At 53.4% G+C, this 22,543-nt stretch carries 17 protein-coding genes; 15 read left to right on the plus strand and 2 right to left on the minus strand.

All coding sequences use genetic code 11. The annotated features are described in order from the left end of the window. The first annotated feature begins 43 nt into the window (after positions 1–43). From AC6I8R_RS20510 to AC6I8R_RS20530, 5 genes are all read left to right on the plus strand, one after another. Positions 44–973: a RepB family plasmid replication initiator protein gene (locus tag AC6I8R_RS20510; RefSeq protein WP_208726072.1), complete on the plus strand. Its 930-nt coding sequence runs from the start codon at positions 44–46 to the stop codon at positions 971–973. Positions 974–2,307: 1,334 nt separating this feature from the next. Next, positions 2,308–3,291, plus strand: coding sequence for an IS110 family RNA-guided transposase (locus AC6I8R_RS20515; protein WP_497831829.1), 984 nt, complete (start codon positions 2,308–2,310; stop codon positions 3,289–3,291). Between the two features lie 823 nt (positions 3,292–4,114). Further along, the gene (locus AC6I8R_RS20520; RefSeq protein WP_415173274.1) at positions 4,115–5,314 is read left to right on the plus strand and encodes an AAA family ATPase; all 1,200 of its coding nucleotides are present in this window, start codon (positions 4,115–4,117) and stop codon (positions 5,312–5,314) included. A 7-nt stretch (positions 5,315–5,321) separates the two neighbouring features. Beyond that, positions 5,322–6,293, plus strand: coding sequence for a ParB family protein (locus AC6I8R_RS20525; RefSeq protein WP_415173273.1), 972 nt, complete (start codon positions 5,322–5,324; stop codon positions 6,291–6,293). 174 nt (positions 6,294–6,467) lie between these two features. After that, positions 6,468–6,755, plus strand: a complete 288-nt coding sequence (locus AC6I8R_RS20530) for a hypothetical protein (RefSeq protein ID WP_415173272.1) — start codon at positions 6,468–6,470, stop codon at positions 6,753–6,755. On the opposite strand, the gene AC6I8R_RS20535 is transcribed toward AC6I8R_RS20530, so the two are convergent. Next, entirely contained in the window at positions 6,744–8,678 is a 1,935-nt protein-coding gene (locus AC6I8R_RS20535) for an aliphatic sulfonate ABC transporter substrate-binding protein (protein ID WP_497832779.1), read from the minus strand. The two genes, AC6I8R_RS20530 and AC6I8R_RS20535, sit on opposite strands and share 12 nt — an antisense overlap. Before the next feature lie 273 nt (positions 8,679–8,951). Between AC6I8R_RS20535 and ssuD the strand changes: the two genes are divergently transcribed. From ssuD to AC6I8R_RS20575, 8 genes are all read left to right on the plus strand, one after another. After that, a complete protein-coding gene (gene ssuD, locus AC6I8R_RS20540; RefSeq protein ID WP_208726087.1) occupies positions 8,952–10,124 on the plus strand; it encodes an FMNH2-dependent alkanesulfonate monooxygenase in 1,173 nt (390 codons plus the stop codon). Next, positions 10,124–11,560 carry an FAD/NAD(P)-binding protein gene (locus AC6I8R_RS20545; RefSeq protein WP_415173270.1) on the plus strand — a complete coding sequence of 479 codons (1,437 nt, stop codon included), beginning with the start codon at positions 10,124–10,126 and terminating at the stop codon, positions 11,558–11,560. The genes ssuD and AC6I8R_RS20545 overlap by 1 nt, the downstream gene beginning before the upstream one ends. 77 nt (positions 11,561–11,637) lie before the next feature. Continuing rightward, a complete protein-coding gene (locus AC6I8R_RS20550) occupies positions 11,638–13,029 on the plus strand; it encodes an LLM class flavin-dependent oxidoreductase (protein ID WP_497832780.1) in 1,392 nt (463 codons plus the stop codon). Then, positions 13,026–14,045, plus strand: a complete 1,020-nt coding sequence (locus AC6I8R_RS20555) for a methionine ABC transporter ATP-binding protein (protein WP_497832781.1) — start codon at positions 13,026–13,028, stop codon at positions 14,043–14,045. The genes AC6I8R_RS20550 and AC6I8R_RS20555 overlap by 4 nt, the downstream gene beginning before the upstream one ends. Further along, positions 14,042–14,740 carry a methionine ABC transporter permease gene (locus tag AC6I8R_RS20560; RefSeq protein ID WP_208726093.1) on the plus strand — a complete coding sequence of 233 codons (699 nt, stop codon included), beginning with the start codon at positions 14,042–14,044 and terminating at the stop codon, positions 14,738–14,740. Before AC6I8R_RS20555 ends, AC6I8R_RS20560 begins: the two co-directional genes overlap by 4 nt. After that, a complete protein-coding gene (locus AC6I8R_RS20565; protein WP_497832782.1) occupies positions 14,737–15,612 on the plus strand; it encodes a MetQ/NlpA family ABC transporter substrate-binding protein in 876 nt (291 codons plus the stop codon). Before AC6I8R_RS20560 ends, AC6I8R_RS20565 begins: the two co-directional genes overlap by 4 nt. 175 nt (positions 15,613–15,787) lie before the next feature. Further along, positions 15,788–17,221 (plus strand): MFS transporter, encoded by a 1,434-nt coding sequence (locus AC6I8R_RS20570; protein ID WP_208726097.1) that lies wholly within the window; start codon positions 15,788–15,790, stop codon positions 17,219–17,221. A 3-nt stretch (positions 17,222–17,224) separates the two neighbouring features. Then, the gene (locus AC6I8R_RS20575) at positions 17,225–18,436 is read left to right on the plus strand and encodes an acyl-CoA dehydrogenase family protein (RefSeq protein ID WP_497832783.1); all 1,212 of its coding nucleotides are present in this window, start codon (positions 17,225–17,227) and stop codon (positions 18,434–18,436) included. Between the two features lie 110 nt (positions 18,437–18,546). Here the strand turns inward: AC6I8R_RS20575 and AC6I8R_RS20580 are convergent, their stop codons facing one another. After that, positions 18,547–19,494: a sulfonate ABC transporter substrate-binding protein gene (locus AC6I8R_RS20580; protein WP_497833050.1), complete on the minus strand. Its 948-nt coding sequence runs from the start codon at positions 19,492–19,494 to the stop codon at positions 18,547–18,549. A 262-nt stretch (positions 19,495–19,756) separates the two neighbouring features. Between AC6I8R_RS20580 and AC6I8R_RS20585 the strand changes: the two genes are divergently transcribed. After that, positions 19,757–21,808: an FUSC family protein gene (locus AC6I8R_RS20585; RefSeq protein WP_497832784.1), complete on the plus strand. Its 2,052-nt coding sequence runs from the start codon at positions 19,757–19,759 to the stop codon at positions 21,806–21,808. Further along, the gene (locus tag AC6I8R_RS20590; protein WP_497832785.1) at positions 21,805–22,497 is read left to right on the plus strand and encodes an aspartate/glutamate racemase family protein; all 693 of its coding nucleotides are present in this window, start codon (positions 21,805–21,807) and stop codon (positions 22,495–22,497) included. Before AC6I8R_RS20585 ends, AC6I8R_RS20590 begins: the two co-directional genes overlap by 4 nt. The last annotated feature ends 46 nt before the right edge of the window (positions 22,498–22,543 follow it).

Here is a 22,543-nt window from a genome sequence, read left to right on the forward strand (position 1 = left end):
CAGAAACCGATCCTTTTCATCCACAGAATGAAGATCTCAGGCTATGGCAGATAAAGAGAGTGAAAACAAGGCGTTACTTGAACCTTTTCTGTCGGTGACAAAAAACAGCGGTGAAGTTATTCAGCTCCACCCTAACAAAAATAACACCGTACAACCGGTGGCGTTAATGCGCCTTGGACTGTTCGTTCCGACATTGAAGTCAACTGCACGCGGTAAATCAGGCGCAATGGCCTCCACCGATGCGACCAAAGAGCTGAAGAACCTTTCGTTGGTGAAAGCTGAAGGCTATGAAAAGATTACCATCACCGGTGCCAGGCTGGATATGGATAACGATTTCAAAACCTGGGCCGGGATCATCCAGTCATTCTCACGCTATCCGTCAAAAGGCGACACGGTGACGTTGCCGTTTATTGATTTCGTTAAAATGTGTGGCATTCCTTCGGCGAACTCCTCAGCGGCCCTGCGTAAGCGTCTTGACGCCTCATTACGCCGTATCGCCACCAATACCCTTTCCTTTGAAGGTAATGGTAAGGCTTATCACACCCACTTGGTGCAATCGGCCTATTACGATCGTGAGAAGGATGTGGTGCGTATTCAGGCGGATCCTAAGTTATTCGAACTGTATAACTTCGATCATAAGGTTCTGCTGCAACTGCGTGCTATCTCGCGGCTTAAGCGTAAGGAATCTGCTCAGGCGCTGTATACCTATCTGGAGAGTCTGCCAACTAACCCTGCCCCTATTTCGCTGGCGCGTCTGCGTATGCGTTTGAACCTGGGTTCTAAAACCACGACACAAAACCATGTGGTTCGTCGTGCGATGGAGCAGTTGAAGGAGATTGGTTATCTCGACTATTCCGAGGTGAAGCGTGGGCGCTCAGTGTTTTTCATCATCCACAGTCGAACCCCAAAACTGGACGGAATCAGCAATCTGGAGAGTATCGATTCTCTGGAAGATTTGGATTTTGAAGACTGAATTTCAACGTTCACTGTAGTCAGCCATTCGCATGTTGCAGTGTCACTTTTGCGTAAAAGTGACACTGACTCTCTCCCGTATCATTCACTGCAATCAGTAGCCAGCCCTGTTGTTCACTGTAATCAGTCACGTTCACTGTAATCAGCAATCACACTTCGTTTTGCTACACAGTTTTGATAGCTCTCGCTTTCGATAAACTTATTACAAGGCTTGAATTGATAGTGAGCACTTACATTTATTTTTTAATCGCCTCAGATATGGCCTTCTTATAGGGGGATACTGATTACAGTGAACGTTTGAAGTAAGGCAGACATTACTCGTTATAGTGAATGTAAGCTGCTTGTCGCATGTACTGATTACAGTGAATGTTTATACTTATCTTGCTGATTTTAAATGATTTGCTTGGGGGTTTTATGAAAGGTTCACTGTAATCGGTAGTTTGCGACTTTGCAGAGCATAAAAAGTGACAGGGTTGGTCACGTCTGCTGATTACAGTGAATGATTGCCCCATTTTACTGACTACAGTGGACGATTTGAGGGAGAGCTTACGCCCGAAATGTTGCATCAAAGCCCAACGTCACGCTGTCACCGATTACAGTGAATCCTGGCTTAAATTCGTTCCGGATTCGCTCCCCTTTTGAACAACCCGCACTTATTCTGAGCGTTTTACTGAGTACAGTGAACCTTGCTCACGTTCTATCTGGCTACCTCTTACTGATTACAGTGAATGATCCAACCTGGTCTTTGTTGCTCCCTCTTTCTGATTACAGTGAACGTTAGTCTCTTAAGCCGGGGTTGCGTTACTGAATATAGTGAACGTTATGTTGTGACAGGCTCGCCATTGGATACTGATTACAGTGAACATCTGTGATGACTTTTACCCACTTCCTATCTACTGATTACAGTGAATCTTTGTATGAGGTATCAGGTAACGATGTTGTTCTCGCCCGGCAAATCACCCGCGCGATTTTACTGATTACAGTGAATGTTATTATTCACCTGCTCCCTGCTCCCTGCTCCCTGCTCCCTCTGTTTCCTGTTTCATAACACGATTAACTCAAGGCACATTCCGTAGCGGCACGATTTATCGCGCTACCTTCCCGTTCGTGTGATAAATCGCGCCGCTTGTATCTTGAAGTTGTAACTGGTTAGCTACCCGTTACACGAAACGGAGGCAGCTTGTCGCGCCGCTTAAGACTCGATCTTGTGTCGTAGCTTAAAGCCCTCCGTTTCTCCTTTCACGCCAGCATCTACTCTGAACGGTAACCAGAAGCTCTGACTTCGTATGTACAAGGCAAGATGGCGTGATGGTTCATGTGAAAGGGAGCTGTCTTATGATTTATCTCGGTATTGATGTCAGTAAAAACAAACTCGACCTCTGCCTGTTGCCCGGCAACGGGAAAAAGAAAACCAAAACCCTCAAAAATCATCCCGACGCCGACCGGGAGATAAATGACTGGTTACTCAGGCAAAAATGCCATCCTGAACAGGTGATGGTGGTGCTCGAAGCGACCGGCATTTATCACGAAAACGTCGCCTTCGGTCTTCATGAAAATACCCCCGTTACAGTCTGCATCAGCAATCCTCAGCGGGTCAGGGAGTTCGCCCGTGGAATGGCTATCCTGACTAAAAACGACTCCGTTGATGCTTACATCCTGGCCCGTTATGGCGAGCTGAAACAGCCTGATGCCTGGGTGCCACCCTCCCCGGAGGTCCGTAAACTTCGGGAGCTGGTGCGTCTGCGGGACTCACTTCAGGCTGATGTCCAGCGGGCGGAGAACCGACTGGAAAAGGCTCATTCAACCCGCACAGCGCCTGAAATCATTGACTCGCTGGAGAGAACCCTGAAAGCCCACAGGGACGAGCTGAAGCGTATTGAAGCGCTCATCTCAGACCACACAGATAATCATCCGGGTCTGAAGGAAGACCGTGAGCTGCTGGAATCGATAAAAGGAATAGGCAGCGTGGTGGGCACGACAATGCTGTCGGTGCTGCGCTCGTGTCCGTTCCGGAGTGCTTCACAGGTCGCTGCGTGGCTGGGTGTGGTACCGGTGGAAAAAACGTCCGGTAGCTCAGTCAGGGGGCGTGCGCGGATGTCAAAAACAGGCCCGGCAGACGTAAGGGCGAAACTGTATATGGCGGCGATTGTAGCGATCAGGTGGAATGCCCCGGCGAAGGCGCTGTACCAGAGGCTAATCGCGAAGGGCAAAGCCAGCAAGGCTGCGCTTGGAGCGGTGATGCGCAAGCTGGTTCATCAGTGCTTCGGGGTGCTGAAAACGCGGATGAAGTGGGATGAAAATTACGCAGCTACCGCTTGACGTTCAAGACGGTAGCTACGAATTGATGTCAACACGCTGGATTCTGTGGCATTTAACTGGCAGGCACTATGCTCTCAATTTCAAACCGGTCGTCGATTCAGCATTTGAAGTGACTCACTGACTACAGTGAACGTTTTCCAGGTGAGCGAACTGGCGTTCTGCTGATTACAGTGAATATTGAATAATGGTGCGCAATATTTTCTGATTACAGTGAATGTTTTCATCTGTAGTTCGATTGTTCTACTGACTATAGTGAACAGCCTGGTGTTTCTTTGCCTGATGTTACTGATTACAGTGAACATTTATCCGTGTAACGTAAATCAGTAGTGCTTTTTGCTGATTACAGTGAATGTTTATGCCAGTCACTTCCCCTTGGTACTACCACAATCCAGTTTGGTCAGGAGATGAGTACTGATTACAGTGAATGTTCTGCCTCCATTTACTGATTACAGTGAATGTAATGCTGATTGCAGTGAATCTTTGCAGGCGATATCAACAACTCTTACTGACTACAGTGAACCTTAATGTCCTGCTCCGCTCCTGAGATTTTTATCGTTCCCGATCAGACTCAATCAATCTTCCCTTCTTTTCACTGATTACAGTGAATGTTTGCGAGATGGCTCGAAAAGCGTTCAGCTCATGATTTACACAACAGCCTGATGAGGCTAATTTTTCGGCACTGATTACAGTGAACATCCCTTCAAACACCTTGCTTCCTCAAGGAGTTTCATCAGTATCAATTCTTTCTGAGTAGATGAGATATATTTGCCTGATGTGCAGGATTTCGGTATAAAGTCATAAATCCTACATATGTGGAGCAACTATGGCTAACGATGAAAAGCAAGTTCTGAAGGTTGCTCAGCGTTCTGAAAGAATGCTGATGAGTCTGACGGAACAGATCCAGGCACAGAAAGAAGAATTGCAGGAAAACACCTTTTACCAGGTTTACGCGAAAGCAGCGCTGGCAAAACTGCCAAAGTTAACGCGAGCCAGTGTTGATTATGCTGTCAATGAGATGGAAGAAAACGGCTATCCCTTTGATAAGCGCGCGGCGGGCAGTTCAACCAAATATGCCATGTCAATTCAGAACATCATCGATATTTACCACCATCGTGGTGTACCCAAGTACCGTGACCGCCACGCAGATGCTTTCACGTTATTTGTGGGCAACCTGAAAGGTGGTGTATCGAAAACCGTATCAACCGTTTCTTTGGCACACGCATTACGCGCCCATCCGCATTTGCTGTTTGAAGATTTACGCATTCTGGTTATTGACCTCGACCCGCAATCCTCCGCGACCATGTTTCTCAATCATGAACGATCTGTTGGTCTGGTGGAGGCTACAGCCGCGCAGGCGATGTTGCAGAATGTCAGCCGTGAAGAACTGTTGAACGAGTTTGTTGTACCCTCCATCATCCCGGGTGTAGATGTGCTGCCCGCTTCAATTGATGATGCCTTTATTGCTTCACGCTGGGATGAACTCTGCGCCGAGCATTTGCCTGAGCACAATGTACATTCGGTGTTATACGAGAACGTCATCGTTAAGCTGAAGAAGGATTATGACTTCATCTTTATTGATAGTGGCCCGCATCTCGATGCTTTCCTGAAGAACGCCATTGCGGCGTCTGATTTGCTGATGACACCCGTACCACCAGCCCAGGTCGATTTTCACTCTACGTTGAAGTATTTGACCCGCCTGCCGGAGCTGATTGGCATCATTGAAGATTCCGGGGCCAGCTGCCGCTTACAAGGCAATATTGGCTTTATGTCGAAGTTGTCCAATAAGGCCGACCATAAGTTATGCCACAGTCTCGCGAAAGAAATCTTTGGCGGTGACATGCTGGATGCGGCACTGCCGCGACTGGATGGTTTTGAGCGCTGTGGTGAGTCCTTTGACACCGTTATTTCGGCCAATCCTTCTACCTATGTTGGCAGCAGCGAAGCCTTAAAGAATGCGCGTTCAGCGGCGGAAGATTTCGCCAAAGCCGTGTTTGACCGTATTGAATTTATTCGCCTGAACTGAGGTTACTATGAGCGCAAAACGCATTACGATTGGCAGAACATTCAGCCAGACACCGTTGCAAACAGAAGAAACATCAGAAGGCCACTCTCAAACTTTTATCCTTTCGACAGGTAAGCGCGCCCAGTTCACCCTGGAACGTATCGCAGCGAAAGAGATTGAAGAAAGAACCTATGTGGTGATGGAAACTAATGGTCGCGACCAGGCGGGACTCACTCCTGAATCACTGCGTGACATTATCCGTACTATCAAACTCCAGCAGTTCTTTCCGGCAATTGGCGTGCAGCGTGATGACCGCATCGAGATTCTTGATGGGTCACGGCGTCGTGCTGCGGCATTGCATTGTAAAACTGGCCTTGACGTCCTGGTGACTGATGCGGCTATCAGTGCTGAAGAAGCCCGTCGCCTGGCGCAGGATATTCAAACTGCACGCGAACATAATCTGCGTGAAGTGGGTATGCGTCTGATGGCGCTGAAGGACGGCGGCCTGTCGCAAAAAGAAATCGCGCAGAGTGAAGGATTGTCGCAGGCTAAAGTGACCCGTGCGTTGCAGGCGGCGAGTGTTCCGGCAGATTTAATCACGCTGTTTCCCAATCATTCCGAACTGACCTATCCCGACTATAAATCCCTGTTGCAGGCTTATGAGAAGCTCCAGGAAACCGGGCAGACGGTTGAGGCGCTGATTGATGCGATAGGTATGGATGTCGATACCGTCTGTGCGCGTGATGGGCTGGCGGAAGATGAAGTGAAGAACGGCATTTTACGGTTGGTGCGTAATGGAAGCCAGACGCTGGTACAGTCACCGGCAAAAGATAAAGTGGTTGCTACAGCCCTCTGGACCTTTGCCGACAAAGACCGTTTCGCGCGTAAAAAAACACGAGGTCGCATGTTCAGCTATGAGTTTAATCGCCAGTCAAAAGAGTTGCAGGACGAACTTGATCGGGTGATAAACGAAACCCTCAACAAATACCTCAATCAGTAAGCTACGCCGCCTTCGGGCGGTTTTTTTTTGCTCCTCGCCAGCCTGATTTCATCGCTAACCTCATGAAATTCCGATAATGCCGTGGTAAATTTCAGGCTGAAATCGCCATAATTTCAGCCTCGCAGCAATGTCTTTTCGCCATAGAATTCAGGTGGCCTGGTGCAGGATTAACCGATGGCAACAGAAAGCAGAAAAAGGTTGGATTTGGCGTATAGCCACGATGGGAAAGATGAAATCATTGGGCTTCGCCACAGCGATTTCATCATTATCTCTATGAATATCATCGTTTTTTTAAAACGATTTCAGCCTGAAATCGCCAGGGTTGCAGCTCACATCAACCTGTCGCCATCAGACAATGCCTCCATTAGCCAGATGATATTCAATAGTTTATCCACAGAAAAGGTGGATAACTTTGCCGAGCGCCCTGCTCGCTCAGCTCGCCAGATGATATTACGCCAGTAAACGTAACCCCGAAGAAAACTGCCAGACAGCCTCTCTGACACGAACGGGTTTGTTGATTAAGCCCAGAGCATAAAAGCGGTCGGCGATAGCCTGCTGCTGTTTAATCACCTCGAATGCCATTGATCGGGTTTGATGGCTGCGACGTGATAAGGCGCGCTCGACGGCATCGGTTTCCAGACCCAGCTCCTGCGCCAGTAGCATCGCTGCCTGATGCCTGCGGCTATCGATAAACTGTCCGGTCTGTTGCAACGCTTCCACCAACTGATGCACGATATCATCATGCTGCTGAACGTAATCACGACGGGCCAGATAGAATTGATGATTGCTGACACGCCCTTCGCCATTAGCGATGACGCGCAATGCCGGATTATTCTCTGCTGCGCTGAGTAGCGGGTCCCACATCATCCATGCGTCAACGGAGAGATAATCACTGATCGTCAACGGATATTTGGGCGGTGCATACACCACTTTTATCTCATCAAGACCAATGCCTGCTTCATCCAGCAACTGCAACAACAGCCAGTGCACGTTTGAACCTTTATTGACTGAAATCCGTTTTCCTCTTAGATCGGCCAATGTCGTGATATCACTTTCAAGCGGGACGACGATGCCGACGCTGCTTGGTGCAGGCGGTTCCCAGGCGATATAGGTCACCGCATTGCCGCTCGCCTGAGCAAAAATGGGCGGTACTTCACCGGTGGTACCAAAATCAATTTCGTTGTTTTGCAGAGCATAAAGCAGTTGTGGGCCAGCAGGAAACTCACTCCAGAGCACACTCACGCCTTGCTGTGCAAAGCATTGTTCCAGGCTCTGGCGTGCTTTTAATACGCCAAGATTGCCAAACTTTTGATATCCGATGCGGAGTTCGCGTTCTCCTTGCGCTGCTGAGACAGCCTGGCCTGGGGTGACTGATACGGTTTTACGACGTCCTTTAATGACACCCTGATTAGCCAGATGGGTGCGTAAAGTATGGCGGCTAATACCTAATAATGTTGCTGCCTGGGTTTGGTTATTATCGGCAAGCTCCAGCGCGTTATTAATCAGGCTTTGCACCACGCGATCGAACAGTTGATTTGATTCAGTCGTCAAATACTGACGTAGAAAACTATCAAGGGTGGAGTCCTGAACATCACTCAGCCGATGTTCACTGTAACCAGCAAGACGTAATTGCGCAGGGGTTAAGGTCTCCTCACGACTGAGCAGGACCGCATTATGTAGCGTGTTCTCCAGTTCTCGGATGTTGCCGGGCCAGTTGTACTGCATCAGAGCTTCTAGCGCATCAGGAGACAGATGTCGTGCCGGGCGTCCCAGACGGCGTGAATACAGCGCCAGAAAATGTTGTGCCAGTACGGGTATGTCTTCACGTCGTTGCCGTAAAGGAGGTAAGGGGACAACAGCGATGTTCAGACGATAAAACAGATCTTCACGGAACCGACGTTCCCGGATGGCCTGAGCCAGATCGACGTGAGTTGCAGCAATCACTCTGACATCAACTTTTATGGGTTTGCGCGAACCGACACGGGTAATTTCGCGTTCCTGCAATACGCGCAGCAGTTTTACCTGCAATGGCAGACTGAGTTCTCCAATCTCATCCAGTAACAACGTGCCGCCCTGGGCCGACTCAAACCAGCCCGGATGTGCCTGAGTGGCACCGGTGAACGCCCCTTTCTCATGCCCAAACAACTCGGCTTCTGCCAGACTCTCCGTTAATGCGCCGCAGTTCACCGCCAGGAAAGGGCCATGTCGGCGAGTACTATGATGATGCAGATAGCGGGCTACCACTTCTTTACCGGTTCCGGTTTCACCCGCAATCAGCACAGTGGCATCCGTTGGGGCAAACTTGTCGAGTAAAGATTGAAATGCGCGAGAGGCTGGATCGACTAAACGGGGGGAATCCGCAAAATCAGCATAGGGTGTCAACATGATGAATATCCTTGTGCAAGCGTATCCTCACGCTATACAAGCACATTCACTATGAACAGCAGGAAAAAAGCATAAGAAGTTGCAAATGCAGCAAATGCTGTTGAAGCAAAGTTGCGAATGCAACAGATAACAGAACGCTAAACACCATCAACCTACTGATATATCGGCGTTTCGTGAAGATGTGAAGCTGGCACGCATTTCGCTAATGGCTATATAACTAAATAAATGAAGTGAAATGATCATTTTTTAATAAAGTTATATAGGAAATGCATAATGGCCGATTCCTCAAATGAAAACATCAATGTCTTCTGGTTCCTTCCTACACATGGTGATGGGCGCTACCTCGGCACAACGGAGGGTGGGCGACCGGTTGATTTAGGTTACTTACAGCAAGTCGCACTGGCGGCGGATAACCTCGGGTTTTATGGCGTGCTGATCCCCACGGGAAAAAGCTGTGAGGACTCCTGGCTGGTGGCTTCGGCGCTGGCACCGTTAACGAAGCGGTTACGCTATCTGGTTGCGGTGCGTCCGGGATTGCAGCCACCGACCCTGGCCGCACGTATGGCCAGCACGCTGGACCGCCTCTCCGACGGTCGCCTGCTGATTAATGTGGTGACCGGCGGTGACCCGGTAGAAAACAAAGGGGATGGCATTTTCCTCAGCCACAGTGAACGTTATGAGGTGACTAAAGAGTTTCTGGACGTCTACAGCCGTCTGCTGCGTGGCGAAAAGGTTGACTATAAGGGGCAGCATATTCACGTTGAAGGTGCTGAGGTATTGTTCCCACCGGTACAGGAAAATGGTCCACCGCTGTACTTTGGCGGTTCATCCGATGCTGCCATTGATGTTGCGGCACAGCAAATTGATACCTATCTCACCTGGGGTGAACCCCCGGCGCAGGTTGCAGAGAAGCTGGCGGTAGTACGCGCGCGGGCAGAAGCACACGGACGTAAGCTGGAATACGGTATTCGTTTGCATGTCATCGTGCGTGAGACGGAGGAAGAGGCCAAAGCGGCCGCAGATAAACTGATTGCGCACCTTGATGAAGAGACGATTGCGCAGGCGCAGAAAATTTTTGCCCGTATGGATTCAGCCGGGCAAGCGCGGATGAGCGCATTGCACAAAGGTTCGCGTGACAATCTCTACATTGCTCCTAATCTGTGGGCGGGAGTAGGGCTGGTTCGTGGTGGGGCAGGGACGGCGTTGGTCGGCAGTCCGGAGCAGGTCGCTGCCCGCATTCGCGAATATCAGGCGTTGGGCGTGACCAACTTCATCCTTTCAGGCTATCCGCATCTCGAAGAAGCGCATCGTGTGGCAGAGTTACTCTTACCGTTGCTGCCGCTGGCGCACGGGCAGCAACAACGCGCCCGCAGCGTTAATACCGGCCCGTTTGGTGAAACCATTGGTGGTGACAAACGGCCAACCAAACAGGCGAGCGCCAGTTGATGCTGAAGACACGCAGTGAGGATCGGGCGATGCAGATACCCCATGTGATGATTGTGGGTGGTGGATTCAGCGGCACAGCGCTGGCGATTCATCTTGCCCGTAACGCGACAGCGCCATTACGCGTTACGGTAGTGGAACCTCGTCAGACGCTGGGGGCAGGGGTAGCCTATTCAACGCAAGAACCTGCGCATCGCATCAATGTCCCGGCGTCACGTATGCAACTTAGCGGGGATGAGCAGGGCGCATTTGATCGCTGGTATCGGCAGCAGCCGGAATGTTCACTGGATTCAGTAGCCCATTGTGCCGATGGCGCGGTGTATCCACAGCGTGGCATGTTTGGCCGTTACCTCGCCGAACAGTTTGCCCAGGCTGCGCTACAGCACCCGCAGGTGACCTTACGCCATATCCAGGCCAGCGCTCTCGCCTGGGAAGGGCAACAGTTGCTGCTGAGCAACGGTGAAACGCTTGAAGGCAATGTGTTGGCACTGGCAATCAGCCATCCGCCGCCTTCACTGCCGAGGGCGCTCCTGCCTTTCTCCGCACACCCGGCCCTGATTGCCAATCCGTGGCAGCCAGGCGTGCTTGATAACATCGACAGCCACGCCTCGGTGGCGATTATCGGCACCGGTCTGAGTATGGCCGATGTGGTGGCCTCACTGGCAACACGACAGCATCGTGGCCCGTTATTAGCCTTCTCCCGGCGTGGGCAGCTGTCACGCGCCAACCTGAGCGGTGAATGGCCCGAATGGACGCTGGCACCGCACCCCCAACCCAGCACGCGTCTGTGGTTGCATCATATTCGGGCGGAGGTCGCGCGCGCCGCAGAGCAGCAATTGCCGTGGCAGCGTGTGCTGGATGAAGTGCGCGCGCAGGGACAAAGTATCTGGCAGTCGCTGTCGTTGCGTGAACAACAGCGTTTTGTCCGTCATTTGCGGTCGTGGTGGGATGTGCATCGTTATCGCATTGCGCCGCAGGTGGCGTCGGAGATCACGCAACGCCAACAGGCGGGAACGCTGCGTGTGCTGGCGGCCCGTCTCGCGGCCATCGCATCCCGTGGCGACCAGCTTGATATTACGTTGCATACCCGTGACGGGGCGACAGAACACCACCCGCTCGACCATCTTATCGTCACCACAGGGCCCGGCCATGAAGCGTTAACTGCCAGCCAACCGTTGCTGCTGTCGCTCAGTCAACAAGGCATCATCCGCGCCGATGCGTTAGGTTTTGGTATTGACGTCGATCGCCATTCCCACACGCTGACGCGGTCCGGTCAGCCAAACCAAAATGTATTTGTGGTTGGCCCAGCCGCCAGGGCGCGTTTTGGCGAACTGATGGGATTGCCGCAGGTTGCCGATCATGCCGCTGAGGTGGCACGCCAAATTCTCCTGTCGCTGCATATCAAACATGCGGAGCGATGTCCCCCTTTAGCACCCTGATTTCCCAACATTCCCCTAAAAATTAACTGACGAACGCCGGGTCGCACAGCGATCACGGCCTCGCTATGGAGATTGCTATGCCATCGCAACGTGAAATACGCCTGAATGCTTTTGATATGAACTGTGTCGGACACCAGTCACCGGGGTTGTGGGCGCATCCGCGCGACCGCTCGTGGCAGTACAAGGACCTGGAATATTGGGTCGATTTAGCACGTTTGCTGGAGCGCGGCAAATTTGATGGGTTATTTATCGCTGATGTATTAGGCATCTACGATGTGCTTAACGGTAACGGTGATGCTGCCATTCGTCAGGCTACGCAGGTTCCAGTGAACGATCCGTTGGCGTTGATCACGCCGATGGCGCTGGTGACCGAGCATCTGGGATTTGGACTGACTGCCTCGCTGTCGTTTGAACATCCTTATCCGTTTGCCCGGCGTCTCTCGACGCTTGACCACCTGACGAAAGGGCGTATTGGCTGGAACATTGTCACCTCGTATCTGGAGAGTGGCGCGCGCAATATCGGGCACAAAGCGCAAACCGATCACGACAGCCGTTACGACTATGCCGATGAGTACCTCCAGGTGGTGTACAAACTGCTGGAAGGCAGTTGGGAAGCAGATGCGGTGTTGCGTGACCGTGAGCGCCGTATCTTCAGCGATCCCAGTAAAATCCATCCGATCAATCATCAGGGTACTTTCTTCAGCGTACCGGGGATTCATCTGTGCGAACCGTCACCGCAGCGTACGCCGGTGTTGTATCAGGCGGGGGCATCCAGCCGCGGTAAGCAGTTCGCTGCCGAACATGCCGAATGCGTATTTGTTGCGGCACCGTCCAAAGTGCTGCTGAAAAAAACCGTGGCAGATATCCGCCGCCGCGCGGCAGAAGCGGGACGCGATCCACGCAGCATTCTGATTTTCAATCTGCAAACGGTCATCGTCGGAGAAACGGATAAAGCAGCACAGGCGAAGTGGCAGGAATACAAAAGCTGGGTGAGCTACGAAGGTGCGCTGGCACTGGTATCGGGTTGGACCGGCATCGATTTCGGCCAGTATCAGCCGGATCAGGTGCTGAAGTATCTGCACACCAACGCCATCCAGTCAGCAGTGGAAACCTTCTCTACCGCCGATCCTGACCGTCAATGGACCGTAGCTGCGCTGGCCGATTGGGTCGGCATCGGTGGCTTTGGCCCGCTACTGGTGGGAAGCGCCGCAACGGTAGCTGATGAGTTGCAAAGCTGGGTGGAGGAAACCGATGTCGATGGCTTTAACCTTGCCTACGCGCTGACGCATGAAACCTTCGAAGATGTGGTCGAGCTGCTGATCCCGGAATTGCAGAAGCGGGGCGTATTTAAGAAAGAGTACGCCAGTGGCACGCTGCGCGAGAAGTTATTCCACGCCGGGCCACAGTTGCAGGCACCCCATCCTGGCGCGGGTTATCGCGTGCAGACGGTGCCGCAGGAGGTCATATGATCGAGATCGAGGCATTGAGTAAGCACTATCGCGCACCTGACGGACGCGTGACCGACGTGCTGAAATCTATCAACCTTGAGGTACAGCCTGGCAACATCACGGCGGTGGTGGGACCGAGCGGGGCAGGGAAGTCGACGCTGGCAAAATGCATTAGCCTGCTGGAACAACCGAGTGCCGGAAGCATCCGCGTCAACGGTCACGACCTTTCCCGACTGAGCGGTGAAGTGCTGCGCCGCGAGCGACGCGCGATCGGCACCGTGTTTCAATCGTCGGCGTTGTTGCAGCGCAAATCCGCCTGGGAAAATGTCGCCTTGCCGCTGCGCTATCTTGGCGTGGTGGAACGCGACATCTCCGCGAGGGTAGGGGAGTTGCTGGAGCACGTCGGGCTGAGCCATAAAGCCTCGGCGTTCCCGGCACAGCTTTCTGGTGGACAACGTCAGCGCATTGGCATTGCCCGCGCGCTGGCGCTGCGGCCATCAGTATTGCTGGCTGATGAAGCGACATCCGGGCTTGACCCCGAGGCCACCGTCACCATCCTCGACCTGTTGCGTAAATTACGTGACGAGTACCGGCTGGCGATTGTGTTAATTACCCATGAAATGGACGCGGTACGCCGTGCGGCAGATGCGGTGGCGGAAATTCGTGACGGGCAAATTGTGCATTACGGCGTGGTGAAGCAGTTGTTGGCGCAGCCTGATTCCCGCCTGGCACAACAACTTCTGCCGCTGGCGCCACAACCGGCCTCGTCAGAGTTGGTTCTTCAACTGAGCTACCGCACCGATGTGCCGGTCGCCAGTGACTGGCTGACTCGCCTGAGTCAGCAATTTGCGCTGCGTATTGATCTGCTGGGAGCGCATATCGAGCAGGTGAATGGCCTGCAACTGGGACGCTTGCAGGTTGGCATTCACTTCCAGCGTGAACGTGTTCCTTTGCCGCAGTTGCTGATGCAGCTGGAACAACTGGGGTTGATTGGCCGCGTCACTGCGGGTGCGCCGTTGCTGAAGGAGGCGGTATGAGCGTCTCCGTCATGAGCCAGGATACACCCTGGAAGGAAATACCCACGTTGATGCTACCCGCTTTGGGTGAAACGGTGTTGATGGTCGGTATCGTGATGTTGTTTGTCGTGACCTGCGGCGGGGTGGTGGGCGTGGTGTTGTTTAACACCTCCGCACGCGGGTTGTTTCCCCATCGGGGCGTGAACCGGGTGTTGAGCTGGATTGTGAACATGGGACGCTCGCTACCGTTCCTGGTGTTGATGGCCGCGATTATCCCGTTCACCTTCTGGTTAACCGGCACCACTATCGGCATTCCGGCTGCGGTGGTGCCCATGATTGCCGCCGGTATTCCGTTCTTCGGACGGCTGGTGGATAACGCCCTGCGTGAGTTACCAGGGGAGGTCACCGCTGTGGGGCTGGTCTGTGGGGGTTCGCGCTGGCAAATCATCCGCCAGGCACAACTCAGCGAAGCACTGCCAGCGATTGTCGCCGCCATCACCCTCAATCTGATCTCCATGATCGAATACTCGGCGATTGCCGGCACCATCGGTGCTGGTGGCATTGGCTATCTGGCCGTGGTGTATGGCTATCAACGTTTCGACAATCACATCATGATCGCCACCATCGTGGTACTGGTCGCCTTAATTCAAACCATTCAGTTTCTCGGTGATCGTTTGGTTACCGCTTTACGTCATCCTCAGGGGACTTCGCTATGACAACACAAGAATTTGAGTTACGTAAAACCCGACGCTGGCCGTGGCTGCTGCTGATTATAGTGGTCGTTGCCGCCGCCGCTGCGGCCTGGTTCTGGCGTAGCCAGCAACCGCAGGCGGTCGTGTTTGGCACCACCTTAAAAATTCACTATGAACCGGCGATGGCCGGTGAGCAGAAGCTGATTGAGTATGTGAATGAACATATCGCAGCGGATTACGGTCTGAAACTGGAAGCGGTCGGGGTGCAAGACCCGGTGCAGGCTGACCGCGCCGTGGCAGAGGGACAATACGCGGCAACGGTATATCAGCATCAGTGGTGGCTGAAACAGGTGGTGGACGCGAATAATTTTGCGCTAACGCCAACGTTACCGCTGTTCCAGTGGGCCTTTGGTATCTACTCCGACCGCTACCGTTCAGTGGATGCGCTGCCGCAGGGAGCCACCATTGTGGTGCCGGATGATGGCGCAAACCAGGGCCAGGCGCTGTGGCTACTGGCGCGTCAGGGATTAATCACCCTCGATCCCAACGTGGAACCACGCACGGCAAAACTAAAAAACATCACCGGTAATCCACATGACTTTGTGTTTAAGGAGCTGGATTTGCTGACAATGCCGCGTGCGCTGAACTCGGTGGATGCCGCCATTGGTTACGTGTCGCAGTTTGATGCCGGAAAAGTGCCGCGTGACAAAGGCATTCTGTTCCCGCCTGCGCCGCGCACCTTTGCATCGCAACTGGTGATCGGTACGCCTTATCTGTCACAGGAAAATATCGCAAAGCTGAAACAAGCCTTCTCCGATCCGCGCCTGCAACAATGGTTGAAGACCACGGATGATCCGCTGGTAAAAGGGGTTCTGGTGCCGGTTTCTGCCGACTAATTCTCTGCCGATGGCTGATACACCCGGGCATGTTCTGCGTGCCTGGGTTTTTGTGTTTTAATTTATTTATCTTATTGATTTAAAACAAATAAATATTACTATTTGTTGTTTTGGTCCTGTCCGGTTAACGCTTATAACAACCTCACCTGCATAACAAATAACACCGTGAGGCGGTATGAGCACACTCCCTTTAGAAAACACCCTGCCGGTTTCGCAACCGGTCCGTTCGGTCAGCGACGTTGCGCGCCTGATCAATACCCGCAGTGAGAAAAACAACTATGCCCGCATGATTGTGTTTCTTGCGCTTGGCGGCGTCTTTCTTGACGCCTACGATCTCACCACGCTTTCCTACGGCATCGATGATGTGGTACGTGAATTCCAGATCTCGCCGTTTATTACCGGGCTGGTCACGTCATCGATTATGGTTGGCACTATCGTTGGCAACCTGATCGGCGGCTGGCTTACCGACAAATATGGCCGCTACTCGGTATTTATGGCCGACATGCTGTTTTTCGTGGTGTCGGCGATCGCCGCCGGATTAGCGCCCAACGTCTGGGTACTGATTGGTGCCCGTTTCCTGATGGGGATTGGCGTGGGGATTGATCTGCCGGTCGCGATGTCCTACCTGGCCGAATTCTCCAAATTTGCCGGGAAAGGCAACAAAGCCGCGCGTCTCGCTGCGTGGTGCCCGATGTGGTATGCCGCCTCGACGCTCTGCTTCCTGCTGATCTTTGCTCTCTACTTTCTGCTCCCGAAAGAACACCTCGACTGGCTGTGGCGAGCTTCGTTGCTGTTTGGCGCGGTGCCTGCACTGCTGATTATCGCGGTGCGCAGCAAATTTATGAATGAATCCCCGTTATGGGCGGCTAATCAGGGGGATCTGAAATCGGCGGTGCGCATCCTGCGTGATTCCTACGGCATCCATGCTCATGAAGCGGAACCCGAAACGCCCCCGGCCTCGGCGGCACCGAAAGTCAGTTTCCGCGTGCTGTTCCAGAAGCCGTGGCGTGAACGCACCATCGTCGCCGGGGTGATGAATATCTGCATCTCGTTTGAATACACCGCCATCGCCTTCTTCCTGCCATCCATTCTGGCCCAGTTCCTCGGGGCTGGGGTGTTTGAAACCATTTCCGCCTCGCTGGGCCTGAATGCGTTGTTTGCTTTTACCGGCGGCCTGCTGGGGATGCGCCTGGCGTGGAAATATCCGTCGCGCCATGTGGCGATTGCCGGATTTGCCTTGCAGTTTGTCGCACTGATCGCACTGGCCTTGATTGGTCATCCCGAAGCGCTGGCAGGCATTGTGTTTGCGGTGTTGATGCTCGGTCTGTGGCTGTTTGCGGAAGGATTTGGCCCCGGCGCGCAGCTGATGGTCTATCCGGCGCTGTCATATCCCACGTCGATTCGCGCTACCGGCGTCGGATTTAGCCGTGCACTGTCGGGTATCGGTAGTGCGTTAGCGCTGTTTATTCTGCCGATTCTTCAGGCCTCGCTCGGCACCAACATGTTCTGGGTGGTTTCGCTCAGCGCCATCATCCCGATTTTCTTCCTGCTGGCGGTGCGTCACGAGCCAACCCGCCACGATATCGATGATCTTTCCCATCAGGAGTGAACCATGACCTTATTAGCTACAGGTACTGACTATACGCGGCTGGCCGCACATTTCCGCCCGGTGTTTGAACGCATCGCCACAGGTGCAGCCGACCGTGAGCGTCATCGTACGTTGCCGGATGAACCGCTGACCTGGCTGAAAGAAGCGGGCTTTGGCACGGTGCGGATTCCGCAGGAAAAAGGCGGTTGGGGCGCTTCGCTGCCGCAGCTGTTCCAATTGTTGACTGAACTGGCTGAGGCCGATTCGAATCTGCCGCAGGCGCTGCGCGCGCATTTTGCTTTCGTCGAAGATCGTCTCAATCAGCCGGACAGCCCGGCGCGCGATGGCTGGTTCCGGCGTTTTATTGATGGTGAGCTGGTGGGGAGTGGTTGGACTGAGATTGGTACGGTGAAACTGGGGGATGTCGTCACCCGCGTCACGCCAGGTGAAAAGGGCTGGACGCTGAACGGCGAGAAGTTTTATAGCACCGGCACCCTGTTTGCCGACTGGATTGATGTCTATGCGCGGCGCAATGACAATCAGGGGGATGTGATAGCGCTGGTCAACACGCATCAACCCGGCGTCAGCCGTGAAGATGACTGGGATGGCTTCGGCCAGCGTCTGACCGGTAGCGGCACCACCCGTTTCGCTAATGCTCACGTTGAGCAGGATCATGTGTTCGATTTTGCCGAGCGTTTCCGTTACCAGACCGCGTTCTACCAGCATGTGCTGCTGGCGACGCTGGCCGGGATTGCGCGAGCTGCCGCGCGTGATGCGGCACAGGGGGTAAAGGCACGCCAGCGTATCTACAGTCACAGCAACGGCAGTGCCTCACGCCAGGATGTGCAGGTGTTGCAGGTGGTGGGCGAAGTGACCAGCCTCGCCTTTGCCGTGGAGGCGACGGTGATCCGTGCCGCACATTCACTGCAATCAGCATATGAGGCCCATATCAGCGGTGACGAGGTTTATCTCAAACAGGTGAATGACCTGGCAGAAGCGGAAGCCGGGCAGGCACAGGTGATCGCCAGCGAACTGGTGCCGCGTGCCGCGACTGAGTTATTTAATGCGTTAGGCGCTTCTGATACTCGCTTAAGCAAAGCATTGGATCGTCACTGGCGTAATGCACGCACCGTGGCATCGCATAATCCGGTGATCTACAAAGCGCGTGATATCGGTGACTGGCAGGTAAATGGTACAGCGCCAACCGCCATCTGGCAGATCGGCAGGGGAGAATGAATGGGGGGGCGTGAAGCGCCCCTTTTGTCCGTAGCGGCACGATTTATCGCGCTCTTTTGACCTTTTGGCTGACAAAATGCGCGATAAATTGCGCCGCTACGATGTAGAGTTTATTGCTTATCCTGCGACCAGGTGGCGCTGCGTACATCCACCTTCACCGGCAACAACCCAACGCGCGTAAAGGTATCCGCCAGCGCCTGCTGTTCATCAAACACCTGCGGCGTCATGCGTTGTGCACCATACGGCAGACGCGCCAGCGTGGTTTGCCAGATGGCCTTATCCAGTCCGGTCGATTTTGACAGAATGGCGGCGGCATCGTCCTGATGGTGGTTAGCCCAGTCACTCAGTTTACTTAACTCATCCACTACCTGTTTTGCGGTTTGCGGATGTTCCTCAGCAAAACGACGGCTGGCAAGGTAGAAGGTGTAATGCGGCACTAAACCTTCGGCATTGCGTACCTGGCGTGCGCCGGTGTGTGCTTCAACTTCGGCGAGGAACGGGTCCCAGATAACCCAGGCGTCAATGGCACCCTTCTGGAAGGCTGCGCGAGCATCAGCCGGTGGCAGGTACACTGGAGTGATGTCTTTATAGTTCAGCCCGGCATCTTCCAGCGCTTTAACCAGCAGATAATTGACGTCCGAACCCTTATTCAGACCTACTCGCTTTCCTTTGAGATCGGCAACGTTGTGAATCGGGGAATCTTGCGGCACCACGATGGCTTCGGTTTTCGGGTTAGCAGGGGAGTGGGCGAGATAGATCAGATCGGCCTTTGCCGCCTGAGCAAAAGCGGGAGGGGCGTCTCCGGTCGCCGCCAGGTCGATGCTACCGACATTCAGACCTTCCAGCATTTGCGGCCCGGCAGGAAACTCAATCCAGCGAACGTTAATGCCTTCCTTTTTCAGGGTTTCATCCAGCGTGCCGCGATATTTCAGCAACGCAAAGATATTGGCTTTCTGATAACCGATGTTGACGGTTTCCGGGTTGGCAGCAAAGCTGTGCGCGGAAAGCAGACCAAGGCTTAACGCCAGCGTGCTTAATAAATGCGTTTTACGTTTCATCATTGTTCTCGCGTGGTTTTTTTACCACCATAGCAAAGCGCATATATAACCAATAAATAACGATTTTCGATCGCTTATAACTTTATTTCAAATTTTGCGGCATTCACTGTAATCAGTTGTCGGGTGAAAATGGCGGCTGAAATTTCCATAGATGCCCATATAATTAGCACGGTAATAATTTGTATAACAAATCAAAATGCCTTCCTCCCAGGCTTCTGCCAGGATACGCTTATCCGTGCCTGCTCAAGGTCTTTTTTGCTTTATGAAGTGGCTTTCTCAAAGTGCAGTGCTGTTTTCTGCCAAAACTTGTCTTGCCGCCTTTCTGGCTTTTTACATTGCTCTGGAACTCAATCTCGATAAACCGGCCTGGTCGCTGACCACCGTGTATGTCGCCTCGCAGCTCTATTCTGCTTCGACGGTGTCCAAATCCATCTTCCGCTTTATGGGAACGGTGCTGGGCGGGGTATTCACGCTGTTGATCTACCCAATGACGGTACAGGAACCAATACTGTTCAGCCTGTGCATCTCGCTGTGGGTGGCGGTGTGTCTCTTTCTCTCGCTGCATGACCGGACGCCAAAAAGTTATGTCTTTATGCTGGCGGGCTACAGCGCCGCCATTATGGGATTTCCCGATGTCACATCACCGGCATCGATCACCTACACGGTGATTTCACGTATCGAGGAAATCACCGTCGCCATTGTGTGCAGCAGCCTGGTGCATCGTCTGATCATGCCGGTATCAATGCGCCATCTGCTGGAGCAGAGTGTCAGCCAGTGGTATCAAAATGCGCGCAAGCTATGCAGCGAACTGGTGACGTCGACACCCAACGATAAGGCGCTTGAGCGGGAAGGCATCCTGATTCAGATGGCTAACTATCCCCTCAATGTGGAGACGCTGATTACTCACTGTGTTTATGAAGGCGATGCGGCGCGCCGTCTGGTGCGTCTGGTAAGCGTGCAGTATCAACATCTTTCATATCTGATCCCGACGCTAACGGCGATTGAGTCACGGCTTAACTTGCTGGCACAGCAGCAAATTCTTTTCCCCGAGTATGTGGCGCAGGCGTTTCAGCAATTTCTCGTCTGGCTGAACGGTGCAGAAGACCAACCGGTGCATGACCATCTGCTGGCGGCGCAGGAACAACTCAAACTGGCGTGGGAGGAGGGCCGGCTTAACAGCGAAGAAAGCATTTTGCTGCTGGGATTGCTGGAGCGCTTGCTGAATTTTGTCCGTATTGCCAATGCCTACCACAGCGTCAGTGAGCGTGTCAGTGAGTGGACACCCACGGTGAAACCGGGGAAAACCGTGGTGCGCAGCCACCGCCATATCGACAAAGGCTTATTGTTACTCTCCTCCTTCACCGCCTTTATCGCCACCTTCGCCACCTGCCTGTTTTGGATTGGCAGCGGCTGGGTCGATGGTTCGACTGCGCCGATGATGGCGGCGGTACTTTGCTCATTCTTTGCCGGTATGGATAGCCCGATTGCCCCGATGAAGCTGTTCCTTAAGGGGGTGATCATCGCGGTGGCGATCAGCCTGATGTATATCGTCTTTCTCATTCCACAGGCGGTGACGTTTGAAGCCTTGGTGATCTGTCTGGCTCCAGGTTTACTGGCGCTGGGGCTGGTGATTGCCAATCCCTCCACCAACCTGATTGGCCTGATTGTGGCGACCCAAATACCGGGTTTTATCGGGATGAGTCACCACTTCAAACCTGACTTACTGCTTATAGTGAATGCGGTGCTGTCGACGATGGTAGGGATTGTGTTTGGTGTGGTGATCACCGCCTTAATTCGTAATAAACGTCCCTCCTGGACGGCGAAGCGCGCGGTACGTAAGGGCATTCGTGAGCTGCTGCAATTTATCACCGCGATGCGGCTGGATGGCGTGACGATGTCGATGCGACAGCAGTTCGTGGCTCGTACGCTGGATAAGGTCAACGTGATCCTGCCACGTAAGCGGGTTGATCCGGTGCCGGATCTGGTGTCCGGTGGCAACCTGATTGCGGAAGCCTGGCTGGGAGCCAATTGCTATGACTTTTACGTACGGCATCAGGCGCTGCTGGCGACGCATCACATCGATAGCGGCGCAATGTTCCATGAGTTAAGCCAGTTCCTTAAGCTGCGCCTGAAATCATTGCAGACGCAGCCGCAGCCAGCCTTGCTGATGGAGCTGAATCATTTATTACTCGGCCTGGAAGCGGGTGCCATGCAGGAACGCGCGTTATTTGCTCCACTGTTCCATTTGTTCAATATTCGGTTATCGTTGTTTCCGACGGCACGCTGGCCGGAAAGGATAAAGGACACAGAATGAAACTGATCGGCCTGATTGGCGGAATGAGCTGGGAATCGACGGCGCTCTATTATCGCATCATCAATGAACAGGTGAAGCAGCAGTTGGGTGGATTGCACTCGGCACGCAGCCTGATGTACAGCGTTGATTTTCACGAAATCGAGCAATTACAGGTTGCCGGTGAGTGGCAAAAAGCCGGAGAGATTCTGGCGGCAGCGGCAGCCAGCCTTGAGCGGGGTGGGGCGGATTTTATCGTGCTCTGTACCAACACCATGCATAAGGTTGCCGGGCAAATAACGGCGGCGGTAAATATTCCGCTGCTGCATATTGCTGATGCTACGGCAGAGCGTATCCGTCAGTCAGGCGTGAAACGCGTCGGATTACTGGCGACGGCCTTTACTATGGAACAGGCGTTCTACAAAGGACGCCTGCAACAGGAGTACGGTATTGAGGTGCGGGTGCCCGCCACAGCGCAGCGCAAGGTGGTGCATGACATCATTTATCAGGAGCTGTGTCTGGGGATCATTCGTGATGAGTCACGCGCGCGTTATCGCGAGATTATTGCGCAGCTGGTGGCTGACGGGGCGGAAGCCATTATTCTCGGCTGCACGGAGATCACCTTGCTGGTGAAGCCGGAGGATGCCAGCGTGCCGCTGTTCGATACCACGCTGATTCATGCCCAGGATGCGGTGAAGGTCGCGTTGTCGTAGCAAAGCCGCCCGCCAAAATTGGTGTTATGCCGCAAAACTGACAGGT

Source organism: Pantoea sp. X-Soil-OKNW-713 (assembly GCF_059730685.1).

Excerpts from the sequence above, each read along its gene's own strand:
- AC6I8R_RS20510 (WP_208726072.1), top strand. The coding sequence starts at position 44 with ATGGCAGATAAAGAGAGTGAAAACAAGGCGTTACTTGAACCTTTTCTG.
- AC6I8R_RS20515 (WP_497831829.1), top strand. The coding sequence starts at position 2,308 with ATGATTTATCTCGGTATTGATGTCAGTAAAAACAAACTCGACCTCTGC.
- AC6I8R_RS20520 (WP_415173274.1), top strand. The coding sequence starts at position 4,115 with ATGGCTAACGATGAAAAGCAAGTTCTGAAGGTTGCTCAGCGTTCTGAA.
- AC6I8R_RS20525 (WP_415173273.1), top strand. The coding sequence starts at position 5,322 with ATGAGCGCAAAACGCATTACGATTGGCAGAACATTCAGCCAGACACCG.
- AC6I8R_RS20530 (WP_415173272.1), top strand. The coding sequence starts at position 6,468 with ATGGCAACAGAAAGCAGAAAAAGGTTGGATTTGGCGTATAGCCACGAT.
- AC6I8R_RS20535 (WP_497832779.1), bottom strand. The coding sequence starts at position 8,678 with ATGTTGACACCCTATGCTGATTTTGCGGATTCCCCCCGTTTAGTCGAT.
- ssuD (WP_208726087.1), top strand. The coding sequence starts at position 8,952 with ATGGCCGATTCCTCAAATGAAAACATCAATGTCTTCTGGTTCCTTCCT.
- AC6I8R_RS20545 (WP_415173270.1), top strand. The coding sequence starts at position 10,124 with ATGCTGAAGACACGCAGTGAGGATCGGGCGATGCAGATACCCCATGTG.
- AC6I8R_RS20550 (WP_497832780.1), top strand. The coding sequence starts at position 11,638 with ATGCCATCGCAACGTGAAATACGCCTGAATGCTTTTGATATGAACTGT.
- AC6I8R_RS20555 (WP_497832781.1), top strand. The coding sequence starts at position 13,026 with ATGATCGAGATCGAGGCATTGAGTAAGCACTATCGCGCACCTGACGGA.
- AC6I8R_RS20560 (WP_208726093.1), top strand. The coding sequence starts at position 14,042 with ATGAGCGTCTCCGTCATGAGCCAGGATACACCCTGGAAGGAAATACCC.
- AC6I8R_RS20565 (WP_497832782.1), top strand. The coding sequence starts at position 14,737 with ATGACAACACAAGAATTTGAGTTACGTAAAACCCGACGCTGGCCGTGG.
- AC6I8R_RS20570 (WP_208726097.1), top strand. The coding sequence starts at position 15,788 with ATGAGCACACTCCCTTTAGAAAACACCCTGCCGGTTTCGCAACCGGTC.
- AC6I8R_RS20575 (WP_497832783.1), top strand. The coding sequence starts at position 17,225 with ATGACCTTATTAGCTACAGGTACTGACTATACGCGGCTGGCCGCACAT.
- AC6I8R_RS20580 (WP_497833050.1), bottom strand. The coding sequence starts at position 19,494 with ATGAAACGTAAAACGCATTTATTAAGCACGCTGGCGTTAAGCCTTGGT.
- AC6I8R_RS20585 (WP_497832784.1), top strand. The coding sequence starts at position 19,757 with ATGAAGTGGCTTTCTCAAAGTGCAGTGCTGTTTTCTGCCAAAACTTGT.
- AC6I8R_RS20590 (WP_497832785.1), top strand. The coding sequence starts at position 21,805 with ATGAAACTGATCGGCCTGATTGGCGGAATGAGCTGGGAATCGACGGCG.